Below are 16,736 nucleotides of genomic sequence, written 5' to 3'. Positions count from 1 at the left end.
GCGGCCGGGCGGGGAAATCGCAGCGGCGGCCGGGGCGAAGGAACCGCCCCGGCCGCCGCGTACGAGAACCCCTCCGGCTACGGCGCGCCGAAGGTGAGGGTCAGCTTCGGCGAGCCCTCGTTGGCCGGGGCCTCCGAGGACCACAGCCACAGCGCGTCCGTCCCGGCGCTGGTCAGCGCCAGGCTGTAGGCGCCGCCGAGCGCCCCGGCGAGGGTGGCCTTGTCCAGGCCGGTCGTGTGGACGGCCGAGCCCTCCGCGAAGCCCGCGAAGCTGCCGAGCGCCGGAGCGCCGAGCGCCGGGCGGTTGGTGTAGGTGGTCCCGGCCTCCGTCCAGGAGCCGGTGACCGGGAGCACGGAGACCGTGTCCGTCGTACCGGCCCCGGTCTGGGTGCTGGTCTTCACGCTCAGCGTGGCCGCCTTGAGCACCGTGCCGGCGGGGGCCGCGGGCAGGTTGAACCGCAGGTAGCTCGCGTAGAACGAGGTTCCGCGGACCGCGAGCGAGGCGGAGGTCCCGTAGTTGGTGCCCGGGGCGCCCGCGTTGGCGTACGTGTCCTCGGCGGCCTGGACCTCGACGACGGAGTCGGCGGGGGCGGAGGCCAGGGCGTGGTGGTTCTGCACCTGGGCCGCGCTCAGGACCGTCGGGTAGACGGCGGTCTCGTCCAGCTGGCCCGCCCAGTACTCGCTGACCGGACGGTCCGGCCAGCCGCCGAGGCTGTCGCCGCCGACGTGCCAGTAGCCGGCGAAGTTCTCGTGCCCGGTGAAGCCCAGCGTGCCCTTCTGGACTCCGTCCACGTACAGGGTCATGCCGCCCGGACCCTGGGTCGCGACGACGTGGTGCCACTGGTTGTCGTTGTACGCGGCGGTGGTCGTGACGGTGTGGGTGCCGCCGCTGTACACGCCGTAGACGAGCCGGCCGTCGTTGGTCATGTAGATGTGCTTGTCGTACTGACTGCTGCCGCGGGCCTGGTTGTTGCCGAACCCGATGAGCTTGCCGCCCGTGGTGGTGTTCGTCTTGAACCAGGTCTCGATGCTGTAGGCGGAGCCGACGTTCTGGCGCTTGTCCCCGTAGACCTGGGTGTCCGTGCCGTTGAAGCCGATGGCCGTGCTCGCACCCGAGACCGCGCCCGGCGCCTGGCGCAGGGCGGGGGCGTTCAGGTGCACACCGTTCTGGTTGCCGTCCGAGGAGTCCGCGACGAAGGGCAGCGCCGACTCGTCGTAGCGCCAGAACAGCTGGGCGCCGTCCGCGCGGACCGCGCTCGGGTACGCCTCGGCCGAGTTCGGCACCGTCACGCTCGCCGTCGCCGACAGGGCGCTGGTGTTGCCGGCCTCGTCGGAGGCGGTCACCCGGTAGGTGTAGGACTGCCCCGCGGCGACCGTGGTGTCGGTCCAGGAGGCCTGCGGGCGGCGGAAGAAGAGCGAGTCCGCCGCGACGGTGGCGATCGGCGTCGCCGAGCCGTTGCGGTAGATCTTGTAGGTGAGGGTGCTGTCGTCCAGGTCGAGGCTGGTGCGCCAGCGCACCTGCGCCTCACCGGGCTTGAAGCTCACGGCGCTCGCCAGCGGGACGCTGGGCGCGCCCGTGTCCCCGGTGGAGGCGAAGCGCGTCAGGCTCTGCTGCGCCGCGCCGTTGACGGTGGTGAACTCACCGCCGACCCACATGTACTGGACGCCGCCCTTGGAACCGACCGCCATCACGCGCGGACCGATGCCCTCGCCGATGCCGTCGTTGGTGTCGGGAGCCCAGCCCAGCTTGCCGGTCGCGGTGGTCGGCTGGGCCAGCAGGTGGTAGCGCCGGCCGTCCGGGAACTCGCCGATGCCGGAGCAGTCGTGCGCGTGCGAGGCGCTGTAGAGCACGTCCTGGTACGGGAGCACGGCCTGGGTCGCCCCGAGGCAGGTGTCGCGCCAGCGCTGGCCGAAGTCGCTGAGGTTCAGGGCGATCCGGCCGTCGAAGACGCCTCCGCCCGTCCCCTCGTTGCCGGTGTAGAAGCCGGTCGCGTCGGTGGCGATGTCCTTGACCACCGAGTTGGTCTCGATGAACCCGGGGTAGGCCTTGGTGACGGCGCCGGTCGTCGCGTCGACGACGGCGAGCGCGTGGGAGTTCGTACCGCCCACGGTGAAGAAGTCGCCGCCGAGCAGCACGTGCTGCCCGTCCGGGGTCAGCTCGATGGCCCGGCCCGGCTCGTCGGCGTTCGCGGTGAACGGCTTCAGCGTGCCGTCGGCCGCGTCCACCGCGGCGAACCGCTCGCGGGGCTGGCCCGCGACGGTGAGGAAGTCGCCGCCCGCGTACACGGTGTCGCCGGTGACCGCGAGGGCCCGGACGGTGGCCGCGAAGGCGGGCCGGAAGTCGGTCTTCACGGTGCAGCTCGCCACGTCGATGGCGGCGATGCTGGAGACCGCGGTGCCGTTGACGGCGCCGAAGTAGCCGCCGGCGTACAGGGTCGCCTTGTCCGGGGACAGGACGAGCGCGCGGACGGTGGCGATGCCGGAGCCCACGGTGAAGGACAGCTTGCAGGAGGTCGGGGAGCCCGTCGCGGTGTCGAACGCCGCGAAGTTCACCGCCTCCTGCTCGGTTCCGGCGGTGCCTTCCGGCGGGCGCACCACGGAGAAGGTGCCGCCGGCGAAGACCTGGTCGCCGGCCTCGGCCATGGCCCAGACGACCCCGTTGGCCTGCCAGGTGGGCAGTTCGTCGGCGGTGAAGGCCACCGGCGGGGTGATGGCCGCGGCCTCTTCGGTGAGGCCGAGGCCCATGGCCGTGCAGGTGCCGGCCAGGGCCAGGGTGAGAGCGGTTGCCAGCCCTCTGGATCTACGCATGAACCCCCCAGTTCGATATGGAATGCGGAATGACGGACCGTGAAAAACGGAATGGCCGGAAACTATCAAACAGACGTGCACCCCCGCGGCCACGGGCACCCGGGGGGAACCCCGTTCCCGGGCAACGCACTTGACCCATCTGATGCCAAATCGCATCGCTCCGGACACCCCGCGCCGAGGAGCCGCCGGACCACTGGGAACCCGTACCCGCCCGTCCGGAACGTGGGACGCCGGGCCCGTTCTCGCGATTGCCGCCCCACCCGGGCCCGCACCCTCTACGGTGCCCTGGGGGGACGGCACAGGCACGGGCAGGAGCGCACGCCCGGGGACGTACGCGGGCGCGGGCGCGGACCGGAGGGGCGGAGCGGGATGAGCGAAGACGAAGACACGCGGCTGGCGAGGATGACCCCCGAGATCTCCCGCCGCACCCTGACCCTGCTCCGCGGGCTGGCCGGGCTGGAACCACCGGAGCGGGTGCCGGTGGAGGCGATGGACACCGCCGACGAGATCCTCGCCGAATACGGCACCGACGGGCTCCGCGTGCTGGTGATGACCCTGGCGGCCTGGGCGACTGCGCAGATCGAGAACGTCTCCGAACTGAGCGGACGCAGCCACGAGGCCGTCCTCGACGCCATGGAGCTGGCCTGCCTCGAAGCCGGCGCCGAAGAGTAACCGGACGGAAGCAGACGGAAGCGGGCCGAATCCGCCGGAGACGGACACCTCGGAATCGGCCCGGCGTCGGCGACACTGGTGGGAGCGGGGGGTCCCGATCGGAGGCCGTCGTGAGCACACCTTCCCCCATCCGGATCGCTGCCGTCCTGTCGACCGAGCATCGCGGGCGGTTGATGTCGCACGCCCGGGAGGTCAATTTCCACGAGGGTGCGCGGATCTTCGACGAGGGCACCCGGGCGGAGTCCTTCTGGATCGTGCGCTCCGGCACGGTGACCCTGGAGATCCCGGTACCGGGCCGCCGACCCACCCCCATCGAGAGCCTGGGCCCCGGTGAACTGGTCGGCTGGTCGTGGCTGTTCCCGCCGTACGTGTGGCAGTTGGGCGCCGAGGCCATGACGCCGGTCCGCGCGTACGAGTTCGACGCCACGACCGTACGGATGCTCATGGACGCCGATCCGGCCTTCGGGTCCGCCCTCGGCCACTGGGTGGGGCGGGTCCTCGCGATGCGGCTGCACCAGACCCGGACCCGGCTCCTCGACACGTACGCCCCGCGCCTCGCCGCGAGCTGATCCGGTCGGGTTCGGGCCGATTCCGCCGGCTGCTCCCCCACAGGTCAGCCACTCCGCACCGCTGCGGTCTGCGGTCATGCGTGCGCGGTGCGTGACGAGAAGTGGAGGTGCGAACGGGCGTTCCGGTTCCGCATGGGCAAGACTCGCGTCCGTTATCCGACCCAACGACGCGAGGAGTGTTCGACATGCGATCCGTCACCAGGACCCTGGCACTTTCGTCCGCCGCCATGGGGCTCACCGCCCTCACCGCACTGGCCGGCTCGGGCGCCGCCGGAGCCGCGCCCTCCGGCGGCGAGAGCCTGTACGCCCCGTCCGCGCTCGTCCTGAGCGTCACCGACGGCGAGGACGCGGCGGCCGGTACGGTGCTGCGCGCGGTCACCCTGGTCTGCGCGCCCCGGCCCGGCGGCACCCACCCGGACCCGGACGCCGCGTGCGCCGAGTTACAGGCCCACGCCCCCGAGCTCGACGGACTCGCCGAGCCCCGCCCGGGCGCGGCGTGTACCCGTGAGTGGAGCCCGGTGACCGTCACCGCGGAGGGCGTGTGGCAGGGCCGCCGGCTGAACTACTCCTACACCTACGCGAACCCGTGCGCCCTGTGGAACAGCACGGGCACGATCTTCACGCTCTGAGATCCGAATTCCGAGATCTGAGATCCGGGATCAGCCCAGCTCCAGGCTCGTGACCCCGTACATGCCCATCAGGTCGAGGTCGGGCTCCTGGCCGGTGTACATCCGGGCGGTCTCGAAGGTCGGGGTCAGCCCCAGCCCGCCCAGCAGGGCGGCGGCGCGCGGGTGGGCGTCCGGTACGTCCACGGCGACCGCGCCGCCGGAGGTCCGCTCCGCGAGCCGGAGCAGCAGGGCGGCGGCGATCTCCGGGGTGGCGGCGTAGAGGGGGCCGACCCGGGAGGCGCCGCTGCTCGGCCGGACGACTCCGAGCCCCTCGACCCGGCCGTCCCGGACCGCGGCGAGGGCGGTACGGCCGGGCAGCCCGACCCAGGCGGCGAGGAAGGCGTCGCGCGGCGCGGGGAAGAACCTCCGGTCGTAGGCGGCGAGTTGCCCGAAGGGCAGGGTGGCCGCGTCCACGATCCGCACCCCGGGCGCCGCCGCTTGCGGGGGCTCCCCCGCCGCCCGGGGGACCCCCTCGTGGCGGACGTTGTTCCAGGCCGACCGGAAGCCGGACTTGCGGTAGTTCTGCTGCTGCTCGACCACCCCGTCCAGCCCGACGAGCCGCCCGTCGAGCCGCTCCATCCCGGCCCTCCACAGCCGGATCCCGTACCCCTGGCCGCGGACCTCGGGGCGAGCGATGTAGAAGCCGACGAAGCCGAACCCGGTGCCGTACCGCACGGCCGAGATGCAGGCCACCGGCTCCCCGCGGAGCCGTCCGACGAGGAATCCGCCCGGATCGGCGACGGCGAACGCGAACCGGTCGGAGTCCCCGGGGTTCCAGCCCTCCTCGTCGGCCCAGTCCCGGATCAGCGCCATGTCGGCGGCGCTCGCGCCGTTGATCTCGAACCCAGTCAATCCCGTCATGTCCGCTGTTGTACCAGATCCGCTCCCGCCTCCCGTGCGGACTCAACCCCCCGTCAGGAGGCGGACGAACGCCGTGCGATCGGCCTCCCGGTGCAGATCGCTCACCTGCCCGTCGCCCACCTCCACGACCCGCCAGACCCCGTCCGCGCGCAGCGCGAGGTCCGTGGTGACGAAGCCGCAGCCGAGCTCCGCGACGGCCGCCCGCACCGCTCCGAGGTCCGGCGCCGCTGCCTCGGCGTACGGGCTGTCGGGGTGGGCGGTGACCATCCGGGGCTCCCCGTCGCGCCACCAGACCCGCACCTCGGCGGCCACGCCCCCGGCCGCCGTGAACGGTTCGAAGGCGCGCAGCACCACCCCGCCGGTCAGGTCCTCGCCCTGGAGTTCCACAAAGCGGTCCACCACGCGGTGGACGGCGTCCCGGTCCGTGAGGTCGGGGAGGTGGCAGGCCTCGGCCCACTCGTGCTTGCGGGACTTGACGTAGTCCTTGACGATCCCGGCGCGGCAGGGGAGTGCGGCGGCGGCCTCCGCGAGCCGGTCCGCCTCCGGGGTCCTTCCCGGGGGCGTCGCCAGCCAGCGGCTGGGCGGGGTCAGTCCGGCGAACGCCTCGTACCAGCCGGGGAGTTCGTGGGCACGCCGGTAGGCGTCCGGGGTGACGCGCAGGGCGGCGCCGCGCTCGCGCAGCGCCGCGTCGAGCTCGGCGTACCGGCCCGCCGGAATCATCCAGCCCCGGTACCAGAGCGGCCCCGCCCCGGCGGGGACCGCGGCCACGGCCCGGCCGGTCTCGCCGGCGAGCAGCGCGTCGTGGTCGATGAGCCCGATGCCGCCCCCGGCGGCGCGCACCGCGCGGGCCTCCTCGGCGAAGTGGGCATCGGGGCGGCGCCCGTTCAGCGGATCGGAGCAGTAGAGGACGGTGGTCGGCATGCCGCCACCCTACGGCCGGAAACCCGTGGAGAAGTCGGTGCGGGCTCCTTAGAGTCGGCGCATGGGAAAGCCGCTCGTCGCAGTGTTCAGTGGGGCCGGGATGTCCACCGATTCGGGGATTCCCGACTATCGGGGGCCGCAGGGGCTGTGGCGTCGGGAGCCCGACGCCGAGAAGCTCGTGACCTACGCGTCCTACATGGCCGATCCGGAGATCCGGCGCCGGTCCTGGCTGATGCGCGCCGAGATCGGGGCCCTGGGGGCGCGGCCGAACGCGGCGCACCTCGCCGTCGCGGAACTGGAGCGTGCCGGGATCCCGCTGCGGGTGATCACGCAGAACGTGGATGGGCTGCACCAGCTCGCCGGAACCCCGGCGCGCAAGGTGTTCGAACTGCACGGCACGGCGCGGTCCGTGGTGTGCACGGTGTGCCGTGCGCGGACCGGCATGGACGAGGCGCTGGCCCGGATCGCCGCCGGGGAACCGGATCCGGCCTGCCTCGCGTGCGGCGGGATCCTGAAGGCGGCGACCGTGATGTTCGGGGAGCGGCTGGACCCCGAGGTGCTCGCGAAGGCCGTCGCGGTCGCCAAGGGGTGCCAGGTGTTCGTGGCCGTGGGCTCGACGCTCCAGGTGCAGCCCGCGGCCTCGCTGGCCGGGATGGCCGCGGAGGCCGGGGCCCGCCTGATCATCGTGAACGCCGAGGAGACCCCGTACGACTCCCTCGCCGACGAGGTGATCCGCGAGCCCATCGGGACGGCGCTGCCCGCCCTGCTGGCACGGATCGCCTCGCAGGGCGTGCTCTCCTGACCGGCCCGCCCCGCCTCAGCCGGCGTCGGCCGCCCGCCGCATCTGCGCCACGTCGAGCTTCTTCATCTGCATCATCGCGGCCGTCGCCCGCGCGGCCCGCCCCGGGTCGGGGTCGGAGATCAGCTCGATGGCCCCGGCCGGGATGACCTGCCAGGACAGCCCGAACTTGTCCTTGACCCAGCCGCAGGCGGATTCCTGGCCGCCGTCGCTGGTCAGCGCCTCGTAGTAGTAGTCCGCCTCGGCGTCGTCGGTGCAGTGGATCTGGAAGGAGACGGCCTCGGTGAAGGGGAACTGGGGGCCGCCGTTGAGGCCGACGAACCGCTGGCCGTTGATCTCGAACTCGACGACCATGACCTCGCCCGCGACGCCGGGGCTCCCCTCGGGATAGAGGCCCACGCGGCCGCGCCTGCCGTCCTTGAAGACCGACAGGTAGTAGTCGGCGGCGGCCTCCGCCGCACCGTCGAACCACAGACAGGTGGTGAAGGGGTTGCTCGCCATGACGGCCTCCAGGGAGTGGGGCGGGGGGAATCCCTGCCACACATACGGACCGGTCCCGGCCCCGAAACTCATCGGTGGGGCCGGGACCGGTCCGCATTCCGTCCGGAATGCACTCGGGCGGGTTACATCTCGAGCATGCGGTCGACGACCCGGCGGGCCGCCTCGCCGTCGTCCAGGTCGCAGAACTCCTCCCGGAACGCGGCCCGCGCCTGCGCGTACTCCGCGCCCACCGCGTCCGCGTTCCGCACGGCCTCGATCAGGCTCGCGGAATCCCGCAGCAGCGGGCCCGGGGCCTTCTTCTCCAGGTCGAAGGTGAACCCGCGGAGCGTGTCCCGGTAGTGCTCCAGGTCGTGGGCGAAGAGCAGGACCGGCCGGTCGGTGTGCATGAAGTCGAAGATCGCGGAGGAGTAGTCCGAGATCAGCACGTCGGCGACGAGCAGCAGGTCGGTGGCGTCGGGCCAGCGCGACACGTCGACGACGAAGCCGTCGCGGACGCCTTCGCGCACCTGCTCGGTGACCTTGTGGTGGCCGCGGATCAGCAGGACGTGGTCCTCGCCCAGCTCACGGCGGGCCGCGTCCAGGTCGATCTGCAGGTCGAGCTTGTAGCCGGAGGACACCGACCAGCCCAGGCGGTTCTCCCGCCACGTGGGCATGTAGAGGACGACCTTCTTGCCCTCGGGCAGGCCGAGCCGCCGGCGGACCTCCGCGATCCGCTGCGCGTCGGGCCGCACCAGCGCGTCCGTGCGCGGGCTGCCGGACTCGACGACCGCGCCGTCGTAGCCGAGCGCCCGCTTCAGGACCGGGGTGGCGTACGAGCCCGGGGAGGCGAGCAGCGTCCACTGCGCGCTGTCGTGCGCCAGCGCCTCCAGCACCTCGGGGCTGGTGTAGTAGTCGTGCACGAAGTCGTGGCCGATCTGCTTCAGCGGCGTACCGTGCCACGTCTGCACGACGGTCTGGCCGGGGCGCCGGGTGAAGGCGAACGGCACGCTGTCGTTGACCACGTAGTACCGGGCCCGCGCGAGCAGGTCCCAGGATTCGAGGCTGTCGTACTGGACCGCGCGGGCGGTCTCCGGGACCTCGGCGCGGCCGTCGCGGACCAGCCAGACGTGTTCGAGCTTCTCGCCGCGCCGCAGGAGTTCCTCGTGGATGGCGCGGGGCGAGTCACCGGCGCCGTACCCCTGGAAGGCGTCGTAGACCACGATGTCCTTGACCGGGAGGGCGCTCTGCGCCGGGTACGTGACATCGCGCGCGATCCGCTGCGCGTAGCGCGAGCGGTCGTGCGGGCTGATCATCGGATCGGCGATGAACGCGACGCGGTCGTAGAGGCGCGCTTCGACGCGTATCCGGCGGCCCCGGGCCGTGACGGCGTGGGGTCCCGCGTGCAGGGCGGTCGGGGCGAACTGCAGCGGGGCGCCCCGGTCGACGCCGAGCAGACCCGCGGTGGCTCCGCCCTGGGAGACCGGGCGCAGCGTGGGCCACCACCGGCCCTGCGGCAGCGGGGTCCGGCCGGCGCGGCTCTCGTCGAGCACCGGCTCGAAGGAGGCTTCGAAGGTGTCGCCGTCACGGGTGACGGGGTAGCTGAACTCCGCGCCGGAGGCATCGTGCAGGACCAGCTCGTGGGCCTCGTCCAGGGGCGCGACGAAGCGGCCCCGGAGCGTCAGGGCGCCGTCCCGGGCCTCGACGGTGTCGACCAGCGGCGGGGAGAGCTGGATCGAGAGGGTGAGGTGTCCGGTGTTGCCGCGCTTGGCGAAGAGCGCACGGCCGGTCTCCTCGCCGGGCACCGGGACGACCAGTCCGGCGAACCCGCCGCGCTCGTCGTGTGCCAGCCGGTGCTCGGAGCCGTCGGCGCCGATCACGGTCAGGCTCCACGGCTTCGGGGTCCACTGACCGGGCACGCCCGGGGTGTCCGGGACGGCGGCCAGACCGGCCAGCGGCACGCGCGCGGTGAAGGGGATCCGGCCGCCGGTGACGGCGGGGGCGGTCTCGACCGGGGACTCGAGCACGGTTCCGGTGTCGACGTGCGTCGCGCGCAGGGTGGCTCCGGCGCCGATCTCTGCGGCGAGCTCGCCCGACACCTCGACGGCGTCGTCACCGGCCGGGCGGACGTCCAGGGCGCGGGCGCGGACGATCTCGACCTGGATGCCGAAGGAACCGGTGGTGGTCGGGACGATCCGCACGTCCGGGGCGACCCAGTGCGCGGGCGGGTTCTGTCCGCTGTCGTGCTCGCCGCCCTTGAGCCGGGCGCGGTGCAGACCGCCGGCGCCGGTGACGGCGACGGAGGTGCTCCACAGGCCTTCGTTCCACTTGCCGCCCGTCTGGAAGATGGTGGGATCGATGACGGCGGTGAATCCGGCCCAGTCCGCGTGGCGCAGGGCGAGGTGCGGGGTGGCGACGGTGGCCATCGGGGAGGCGACCGTACGGGTGGTGACGACGGTCCGGCGGCCGTTGCCGTTCTCGCGGAAGACCAGCATCTTGCGCGAGCCGAGGCGACTCTCGGCGCCCAGGTGGCCGGGGACGGCGTAACCGCGCAGCAGCAGCTTGCCGTCGGACCACTGGGCCTGCTCCACGCGGCTGACGACGCGCCGTTCGCGCGGGCCGAGGGTGAGGACCTTCGCGGGGACCGGCGCCTTGAGGAAGGGGTAGTCGGCCTGCGGGCGGGCCAGTCCCTTGACCGGGACGCTGTAGTGGAAGTCGCGCTGGTGCTCGATGAGGGCGACGAACTCCTCGATGCGGCCCTCTCCGGCGAGGTACGCCTTGAGCCGGTCGGCGACCGTGAGGTCGGGCCACGGTCCGGTGCCGATCTCCCGGACGAGGCCGCCGGCCTCCTTGGCGAAGGCGGCGCGGAAGTCGTCGCCCGCCTCGGGAACGTACTTGTAGATGAGCGGGAGTTCCTCGCTCAGCACGTTGCGGTCGTAGTCGCGCAGGTAGCGGGCGTAGGTGGCGCCCTGCTTGCCCTTGAGGGCCTCGCGGACCATGCGGACGGAGGTGACCCGGTCGATGACCGAAACCGGGTCGGTGGAACGCTGGGTGATGGAGCGCTCGCCGGTTTCGCGGACGCGCCAGTGGTAGACGCAGTCGCCGAGGACGTCGACGCTCTTGGCGAAGTAGTGCGCGGGGATGGAGACGGGGGCGTCCTCGTAGAGGATGCCTTCCGGGTACTGGAAGTCGTGCTCGTCCCAGAAGCTGCGCCGGTAGACCTTGTTCCACGCGGTGCGGTCGGTGACCAGCGCCGGGAACTTGGAGATGTGGGTCTTCAGCCGGGTCGTGGCGAAGGCCACGTGGTGTCCCCAGGACTGCTGCATGCCGACGGACCGGAAACGCTTGACGTTGCCGGCGGCGAAGTCGGAGCCGGTCTCGTCGAGGGCGTCGATCATGCGCTGGTAGGCGTACGTCGGCATGGTGTCGTCACTGTCGACGAAGGCCAGGTACTCGGTGTCCGGGCTGATGTGCCGGGCGCCCACGTTGCGGGCGGCGCCGAGTCCGGCGTTCTTCTGGAGGACCAGCCGGAAGCGGTCGTCGCGGTCGACGAAGGCCTGGGCGATTGCCGCGCTGCCGTCGGTGGATCCGTCGTCCACGAGAACGACCTCGAAGTCGTCGAATTCCTGTGCCGCAATGGACTCCAGGCACTCGTCGAGATAGAGCTCGACGTTGTAGACGGGCACGACGATACTCAGGCGCGGGGGCATGGGTGGCGAGTTCTCCAGCTCAATAACACTATTGATGATCAGCCGATTACAGCATCTTACTCTGTAACGAGATGATAAAAACCGCTCGTCTCGGACATAAGGAAGAAGCCGCCGGGGCGGGCGGCAAGGATTTCAGCCGCCCGCCACCTCGCCGTCATCGGATCACACTTCCAGCTCAGCCTCGATCTTCTTCAGCTGGTGCCGGGCCATCGCGAGATTGGCCCGGTTCCTGTCGAGCGCGACATAGAGGAAGAGCCCCGCGGAGCCCCGGCTCCTCAGGAGCCGGATCATGTGGTACTGGGTTCCGAGGGTGATGAGGATGTCCTCGATGTTCTCGTCCTTCATGCCGAGCATCTCCATGGTGCGGAGCTTGGCCCGCACCACGTCGGTGTTGCCCGCGGCGGCGACCGTGAGGTCGAGGTCCTTTCCGCCTCCGATGGTGCCGAGGGCCATACCGCTGCTGCAGTCGACCAGGGCGACGCCGAGCACGCCGTCGATGCTGGTGGTGGCTTCCTTGAGCGATGTCTCCACGTTGGCCATGGCGGTTCCTCTTTCTCTTCGGTGTCCTGAGCGTTCTCGGTCGGTACGGATGTACGTGGTCTGGTGGATCAGGAGCCCGGGCCGGGGCCGCGGCGGCCGAGGCTGTGGTCGATCAGCTCCGCTATGCGCAGACTGGAACGCCGGGCCTCCAGGTGGAGCCGGCCGACGTTGACGCGCGGCTCCGCGATCAGGGTCAGCACGGCCGCGTCGCCCGCCGCGTAGGTGGCGACGTACCCGTCCTCCCCGCGCACGAGCAGCTCGCGGAACCCGCCCTGCCCGGTGCAGTCGCTGAGCCGCTGGGCCACCCCGAGGGCCGCGGCGGTCAGGGCGGCCACGGATTCCGCCTCGGTGGCGGCGCTGTCGTGGGCCAGGACCAGGCCGTCGACGCTCGCGGCGAGAGCCCCGCCCAGCTGCGGGACACGGGCCCGCAGCCGTCGGAGCTCGGCGAGTATCTCGGCCTCGGCTTCGGCGGGCACCGTACTCATGTCGGACCTTCTCCTTTCGGACTGCCGCCGCTCGGAACGGTCACCGCGCTGGGCGGCTCGCAGGGGGAGCCTCACAGGCTTGCCTCCAGTGCGTCGCGTAACCGGCGCAGCAACGCCACGTCCGGGGACTGGGCCTGCGTCATCCAGTCGGGTAGCGGCGCCTCCGCGGCGGCGGCGGGTGCCGGCGCGTGCGGGGTCTCGACCAGCCCGGCCGCCGCGAGGCGTCGTACGTCGAGCAGGGTGTGGAAGGCCGGCCGGCCCAGCACCCAGGCGAGGTCCGCCGGGGTCCGCACCCCGTCGGCCCGCTCCAGCAGGAGCCGCTGGCGGGCGGTGACGGTCTGCCCCGGCGCGGCTGGGCGGGGCACGACGGGAGAGGTGTCCAGCAGCGGGTAGGGCCAGACCGCGTCGAGCAGTTCGCGGCGACGGCAGGTCTCCCGCTCGACGGCGGCGGCCGGAACGGAGCGGACGGAGCCGATCCAGTGGGTGGCCCCTCGCCGGAAGCGGGAGGGGCCGCTGCCTGGGGAGAGGGCGAAGAAGGCGGCGTCGAAGATCGCGGCGAGGTGGCATATCTCCAGTTCGCCGCCTGCGAGCCCGCCGCTGTCGACGAGGAAGCGGGCGACCTGGCGGCGGGCGCCGGCCTCGTTCACGGCTTCGGTCCAGCGCTCGGGGGTGAGTCCCCCGCCGGTGGTGAGCAGGACGTCGAGTCCGGGGGTGGCCGGGCTCTCCGCGTGCACCACGCGGCCGTCCTCCAGGAAGAGGGTGCCGCGCTCGCGGAACAGGGCGCCGGTGGCCCGCTCGGCGGCGAGCCGGGTGAGCAGCGGGGAGACGGCGACCGTGGCGACGGCGGTCATTTCAGTACCAGCTCCTCGGCCAGGGCCCTGAGTCTGTGGCGGGCGAGGGCGAGGTTGCCGTCGGCCCGGTCGAGCCACAGGTGCAGGAACACGCTGCTGTCGAAGCTGGTCTCGACGAAGCGGAGCACGTGGTAGCCGGTCCGGGTGGTGACGATCAGGTCCTCCACGGGCGGCCCGGCGCCGTCCTGCGCCTCGGTACCGTCCGGGGCGAAGGACTCGTACTCGGCGGCCGCCCGGGCCAGCTCGGCCGTCTCGGCCGCGGTGGTCTCGTGGTCCCCCACGGGTGATTCCCCGGCGGTGCCGAGGGCCAGTCCGCTGCTCCAGTCGACCAGCGCGGCCCCCCTGGCACCGGGCAGGGCCATGGCTTCGAGCAGGCATTCGTCGATCCCGGGCACGCGGGCTCCCCTCCCGGCCGGACCGTGCGTGGTGCACGGTCGTACGGCGCGACAGAAGGGAACTTACTCAACTTCCACAGTACGGAAGGGCGTTCTGGCATTTTCCGCTGGAACATGCGCGATGGCACGTGACAGCTTGGCCGGAACGCCACCACTTTTGATCATTGCGCCACCGTCAGGAGGCGAGCGGCAGATGTTCCGAGAGCCGGAAGGCCCCGCCCTCGCGCTGGACGTAGCCCTCGTGGCTGAGGGTGCGCAGCAGGTGGTACACGGTGGGCAGCGGGATTCCGGTGAGCCGGGACAGGCGCTTGGCGGTCGCCCCGCCCTCCGCGTACATCGCCTCCACGAGCCGCAGGGCCCGCTGCACGGAACCGATGAGGGTGGGTGCGGTGGCGGGTGCGCTGTCGGTGGTGTCCGCGCCGTCTCCGTTGTCGGTGCCGTCGGTGCCGTCGGTGCTGTCCTTCGGGCTGTGCTCGCTACCCATGAATGGTCCCCCTGCTCCGGTACGAGGCCTGGCAAACCCATCAAAGTCGCTCACCGGCCTCAAAACCAGCGGACTCGCGTAAACCTGAGCATAAGATCAGCTCCCGGCCCGGGCCGTCAGATGCGGGCCGGCGTCCAGCCCTCGATGTGCCAGGGCTCGCCGACGGTCAGCGCGTGCGGGGCGCCGGACACGGTGAGGCAGGCCTCGCGCGGGGTGCCCCGTTCGAAGGTGAGCCGCAGGGAGCCGTTGCCCGTGACCTCGGCGGTGTCGATCCGGCACAGGGCCAGTTCGCCGAGGAGCGCCAGCGGGTGACCGGGGAGCATGCTGCCCGGGCTGGCGGAGACCCGGACGTCGCCGTCGGCGGCGATGCCGACCCGGACCGAGCCGAAGAGCGGCTGCTCCAGCCGCCAGGGGGCGTCGATGACGAGGCGGGCCTCCGCGTCGGTCAGCTCGTCGTGGAGGGTGAGGAAGGGCGAGGCGCGTCGCCGTTCGCCGGTCTCCAGGACGAGCGCCCCTTCGAGGTCCACGGGCAGCGGGGCCACCCCGCTCGCCACGGGGAACGGACCGCTGTCCACCCGCATGCACACCGGGTCCAGGCAGTCGGGCACCGGATCCACCACGGGTCCCGGCATCGGGGGCCGGTCGGTGACCTCGCCCCACAGGGCGGGGACGGCGTGGCGCAGCACCACGTCCGTGACCTCGTCCGCGACGCGGGCGGCGGAGCGCTCGTCGGTGATGCTCCACCAGTGGTCGTGCGGGTGGCCGAGGAGGCGTCCGATCCTGGCGTGCCAGCCGACGGGGCCGACCCGGTTGGCGCTGAGCCTGGTCCCGAGGACCGGCCGCAGCCGCCGCAGGGCCTCGTGTTCCTCGTACGGGACCGCACGCAGGTTGACGGTGAACCTGCATTCGGCGGGCCCGGACGAAGCGCTCCGCTGGAAGCCGAGCAGCGCGTGGTCGGGTTCGGCCTCGCGGAGCCGGTACTCCAGCCCCGTGCCGGTGAAACCCGCGGCGCGCAGTGCCGGGGCGATCCGCTCGCGCAGCGTCTGGTGGAACAAGTCGGTCGCGTTCACCCCCGTAGTGTCACAAGACGCACGCTCCCCGACCAAAACCGTCCATCCCCGGGCGGCCGGGGCCGGCCTGCTACTGCGTGCAGGTCACGAAGGCCGGGAGCGGGGTCTCCTCGACGAGGTGGCGGGGCAGGGACAGGGCGAAGCGGTGTTCCAGGACGGCGAGGGTGAGGCGGTCGCGCTCCGCGGCAGGCTCGTCCTCGGGGCGGGCGTAGCAGCCGTCGGGGGTGAGGATCTTGGCCTCGACCAGCTCCGGCAGGAGGAAGTCGGGCCGGTGACCGCCGCGCCAGTGCTCCTCGCCGATGCCGAAGCAGCAGACCAGCTCGCCGTCCCGGGCGTAGGCGAACTGCTTGGGCGGGTGGTCGGGCTGCGGGTCGAGGTACACGGCCTCGGCCCCGGAGCGGGAGACCTCCGCGAGGCGGTGCGCTCCGGCGGGCACTCCGTGTTCCACGGCGAAGGACCAGCCGCCCCAGCTGCCGACCCGGGCCACCCCGTCGCCGTCCACCGTCTCGGTGACCATGCTCCAGGCGTCGATGGCCCCGAGCGGTCCGGGGCGCAGGTCCGGCAGGGCGCCGAGCCGGACGGCCAGTTCCTCGGGGCCGATGCCCCGGGCGAAGGTGAGTCCGACGTACCAGGCGCTCCAGTCCGCCAGCCACTGGATGCCGTCGTCGTGGCCGCGGGTGCCGTCGCCCGCGCCCTGCCCCGTGATGTCCGCCATTGCCACGGTCCCCTCCCCCGATCTCCGCGATGCGAGCCGGTCCTGCCGGTCGTGCCTGTCCTGCCGGTCGTACCTGTGCTGCCGGTTCTGCCGGTGCCGCCCGTCCGGCCGGAACCAGCCCTACCGGCACGATAGTCAGTCGGCGGGGCCCTCCGGGAGGAGGCGCTCGACCATGGTGTCGATGAGCCCTTCGACCCCGTGGGGGGAGCGGGGGTCCAGAAGTCCGGGCACGGTCAGGTCGTCCACGATCAGCCCGAGCATGGCCAGGTAGATCAGGATCACGCCCTGCCGGTCCCCCGGGAGTCCCGCGTCGTCCAGGTGCCAGGCGATGTTCGCCTCCAGTTCGGCGCCCTGGAACCCGGCCAGTGCCTCCTGGAGTTCGGGGCGCCGGGTGGCCTCCAGGCGCAGTTCCAGCATGGCGGTGTGGACGCTGCGCTCGCGGCGCATGCGCTCCAGGAGCCGGCGCAGCAGCACCTTCGTGTCGAACGGGCCGGTCAGGTCCGCGGGATCGGGGGTCAGCCGCTCGCGGGTGCGGTGCAGGATCTGCGTGAGGAGCTGGGTGCGGTGGGCGAAGTAGTTGGAGGCGGTGCCGGTGGGAACCCCGGCCTCCGCGTCCACCGCGCGCAGGGTCAGCCCCCGCGAACCCTCGCGGGCGAGGACTTCGATGGCGGCGTCGAGCAGCGCGGCGCGGCGCTCCGGGTTCTGGCGCATG

The 16,736-nt window shown here is 72.5% G+C and carries 17 protein-coding genes; 4 read left to right on the top strand and 13 right to left on the bottom strand.

Annotated elements, in window-relative coordinates:
• Positions 1–77: 77 nt before the first annotated feature.
• Positions 78–2,807, bottom strand: coding sequence for a LamG-like jellyroll fold domain-containing protein (locus tag NLX94_RS06050; protein WP_254381545.1), 2,730 nt, complete (start codon positions 2,805–2,807; stop codon positions 78–80).
• Positions 2,808–3,176: 369 nt separating this feature from the next.
• On the opposite strand from NLX94_RS06050, the gene NLX94_RS06045 reads away from it, so the two are divergent.
• From NLX94_RS06045 to NLX94_RS06035, 3 genes are all read left to right on the top strand, one after another.
• On the top strand, positions 3,177–3,479 hold the full coding sequence (locus NLX94_RS06045) for a hypothetical protein (protein ID WP_254381544.1): 303 nt from the start codon (positions 3,177–3,179) through the stop codon (positions 3,477–3,479).
• Between the two features lie 110 nt (positions 3,480–3,589).
• On the top strand, positions 3,590–4,048 hold the full coding sequence (locus tag NLX94_RS06040) for a cyclic nucleotide-binding domain-containing protein (protein ID WP_254381543.1): 459 nt from the start codon (positions 3,590–3,592) through the stop codon (positions 4,046–4,048).
• Positions 4,049–4,233: 185 nt separating this feature from the next.
• Positions 4,234–4,677, top strand: a complete 444-nt coding sequence (locus NLX94_RS06035; RefSeq protein ID WP_254381542.1) for a subtilase-type protease inhibitor — start codon at positions 4,234–4,236, stop codon at positions 4,675–4,677.
• 30 nt (positions 4,678–4,707) lie between these two features.
• Here the strand turns inward: NLX94_RS06035 and NLX94_RS06030 are convergent, their stop codons facing one another.
• Together NLX94_RS06030 and NLX94_RS06025 are read right to left on the bottom strand one after the other, a co-directional pair.
• Positions 4,708–5,568: a GNAT family N-acetyltransferase gene (locus tag NLX94_RS06030; protein WP_374683919.1), complete on the bottom strand. Its 861-nt coding sequence runs from the start codon at positions 5,566–5,568 to the stop codon at positions 4,708–4,710.
• 51 nt (positions 5,569–5,619) lie between these two features.
• Entirely contained in the window at positions 5,620–6,498 is an 879-nt protein-coding gene (locus tag NLX94_RS06025; RefSeq protein WP_254381540.1) for an ATP-grasp domain-containing protein, read from the bottom strand.
• Between the two features lie 61 nt (positions 6,499–6,559).
• Between NLX94_RS06025 and NLX94_RS06020 the strand changes: the two genes are divergently transcribed.
• Positions 6,560–7,300, top strand: a complete 741-nt coding sequence (locus NLX94_RS06020; protein ID WP_254381539.1) for a Sir2 family NAD-dependent protein deacetylase — start codon at positions 6,560–6,562, stop codon at positions 7,298–7,300.
• A 15-nt stretch (positions 7,301–7,315) separates the two neighbouring features.
• On the opposite strand, the gene NLX94_RS06015 is transcribed toward NLX94_RS06020, so the two are convergent.
• The 10 genes from NLX94_RS06015 to NLX94_RS05970 all read right to left on the bottom strand — a co-directional run bounded on the left by NLX94_RS06015 (position 7,316) and on the right by NLX94_RS05970 (position 16,735).
• Positions 7,316–7,798: a VOC family protein gene (locus NLX94_RS06015; protein WP_254381538.1), complete on the bottom strand. Its 483-nt coding sequence runs from the start codon at positions 7,796–7,798 to the stop codon at positions 7,316–7,318.
• Positions 7,799–7,920: 122 nt separating this feature from the next.
• The gene (locus tag NLX94_RS06010; RefSeq protein WP_302168845.1) at positions 7,921–11,484 is read right to left on the bottom strand and encodes a bifunctional glycosyltransferase family 2 protein/CDP-glycerol:glycerophosphate glycerophosphotransferase; all 3,564 of its coding nucleotides are present in this window, start codon (positions 11,482–11,484) and stop codon (positions 7,921–7,923) included.
• A gap of 162 nt (positions 11,485–11,646) precedes the next feature.
• Positions 11,647–12,024: a hypothetical protein gene (locus NLX94_RS06005; RefSeq protein WP_254381536.1), complete on the bottom strand. Its 378-nt coding sequence runs from the start codon at positions 12,022–12,024 to the stop codon at positions 11,647–11,649.
• Between the two features lie 68 nt (positions 12,025–12,092).
• A complete protein-coding gene (locus NLX94_RS06000) occupies positions 12,093–12,509 on the bottom strand; it encodes a roadblock/LC7 domain-containing protein (protein WP_254381535.1) in 417 nt (138 codons plus the stop codon).
• A gap of 71 nt (positions 12,510–12,580) precedes the next feature.
• The gene (locus NLX94_RS05995) at positions 12,581–13,360 is read right to left on the bottom strand and encodes a transcriptional regulator (RefSeq protein WP_254381534.1); all 780 of its coding nucleotides are present in this window, start codon (positions 13,358–13,360) and stop codon (positions 12,581–12,583) included.
• Positions 13,357–13,755, bottom strand: a complete 399-nt coding sequence (locus NLX94_RS05990; RefSeq protein ID WP_254381533.1) for a hypothetical protein — start codon at positions 13,753–13,755, stop codon at positions 13,357–13,359. The genes NLX94_RS05995 and NLX94_RS05990 overlap by 4 nt, the downstream gene beginning before the upstream one ends.
• A gap of 175 nt (positions 13,756–13,930) precedes the next feature.
• Positions 13,931–14,239 carry a helix-turn-helix domain-containing protein gene (locus NLX94_RS39290; RefSeq protein WP_308402384.1) on the bottom strand — a complete coding sequence of 103 codons (309 nt, stop codon included), beginning with the start codon at positions 14,237–14,239 and terminating at the stop codon, positions 13,931–13,933.
• Positions 14,240–14,355: 116 nt separating this feature from the next.
• Entirely contained in the window at positions 14,356–15,309 is a 954-nt protein-coding gene (locus NLX94_RS05980) for a DUF4304 domain-containing protein (protein WP_254381532.1), read from the bottom strand.
• A gap of 70 nt (positions 15,310–15,379) precedes the next feature.
• On the bottom strand, positions 15,380–16,024 hold the full coding sequence (locus NLX94_RS05975) for a DUF6461 domain-containing protein (RefSeq protein WP_254381531.1): 645 nt from the start codon (positions 16,022–16,024) through the stop codon (positions 15,380–15,382).
• A gap of 135 nt (positions 16,025–16,159) precedes the next feature.
• Positions 16,160–16,735: a TetR/AcrR family transcriptional regulator gene (locus NLX94_RS05970; RefSeq protein WP_254381530.1), complete on the bottom strand. Its 576-nt coding sequence runs from the start codon at positions 16,733–16,735 to the stop codon at positions 16,160–16,162.
• Position 16,736: the final 1 nt, after the last annotated feature.

It is taken from the genome of Streptomyces sp. TBY4, from assembly GCF_024213195.1.
Classification (GTDB): domain Bacteria; phylum Actinomycetota; class Actinomycetes; order Streptomycetales; family Streptomycetaceae; genus Streptomyces.
The sequence above is the reverse complement of the archived record's forward strand: the minus strand, read 5'-3'. Positions and strand labels throughout refer to the sequence as shown.

What these genes read in the sequence shown, in the direction of transcription:
- NLX94_RS05995 (WP_254381534.1), bottom strand. Translation starts at nt 13,360, where the DNA reads ATGACCGCCGTCGCCACGGTCGCCGTCTCCCCGCTGCTCACCCGGCTC.
- NLX94_RS06015 (WP_254381538.1), bottom strand. Translation starts at nt 7,798, where the DNA reads ATGGCGAGCAACCCCTTCACCACCTGTCTGTGGTTCGACGGTGCGGCG.
- NLX94_RS06020 (WP_254381539.1), top strand. Translation starts at nt 6,560, where the DNA reads ATGGGAAAGCCGCTCGTCGCAGTGTTCAGTGGGGCCGGGATGTCCACC.
- NLX94_RS06025 (WP_254381540.1), bottom strand. Translation starts at nt 6,498, where the DNA reads ATGCCGACCACCGTCCTCTACTGCTCCGATCCGCTGAACGGGCGCCGC.
- NLX94_RS39290 (WP_308402384.1), bottom strand. Translation starts at nt 14,239, where the DNA reads ATGGGTAGCGAGCACAGCCCGAAGGACAGCACCGACGGCACCGACGGC.
- NLX94_RS06045 (WP_254381544.1), top strand. Translation starts at nt 3,177, where the DNA reads ATGAGCGAAGACGAAGACACGCGGCTGGCGAGGATGACCCCCGAGATC.
- NLX94_RS05970 (WP_254381530.1), bottom strand. Translation starts at nt 16,735, where the DNA reads ATGCGCCAGAACCCGGAGCGCCGCGCCGCGCTGCTCGACGCCGCCATC.
- NLX94_RS06010 (WP_302168845.1), bottom strand. Translation starts at nt 11,484, where the DNA reads ATGCCCCCGCGCCTGAGTATCGTCGTGCCCGTCTACAACGTCGAGCTC.
- NLX94_RS06050 (WP_254381545.1), bottom strand. Translation starts at nt 2,807, where the DNA reads ATGCGTAGATCCAGAGGGCTGGCAACCGCTCTCACCCTGGCCCTGGCC.
- NLX94_RS06005 (WP_254381536.1), bottom strand. Translation starts at nt 12,024, where the DNA reads ATGGCCAACGTGGAGACATCGCTCAAGGAAGCCACCACCAGCATCGAC.
- NLX94_RS05975 (WP_254381531.1), bottom strand. Translation starts at nt 16,024, where the DNA reads ATGGCGGACATCACGGGGCAGGGCGCGGGCGACGGCACCCGCGGCCAC.
- NLX94_RS06035 (WP_254381542.1), top strand. Translation starts at nt 4,234, where the DNA reads ATGCGATCCGTCACCAGGACCCTGGCACTTTCGTCCGCCGCCATGGGG.
- NLX94_RS06000 (WP_254381535.1), bottom strand. Translation starts at nt 12,509, where the DNA reads ATGAGTACGGTGCCCGCCGAAGCCGAGGCCGAGATACTCGCCGAGCTC.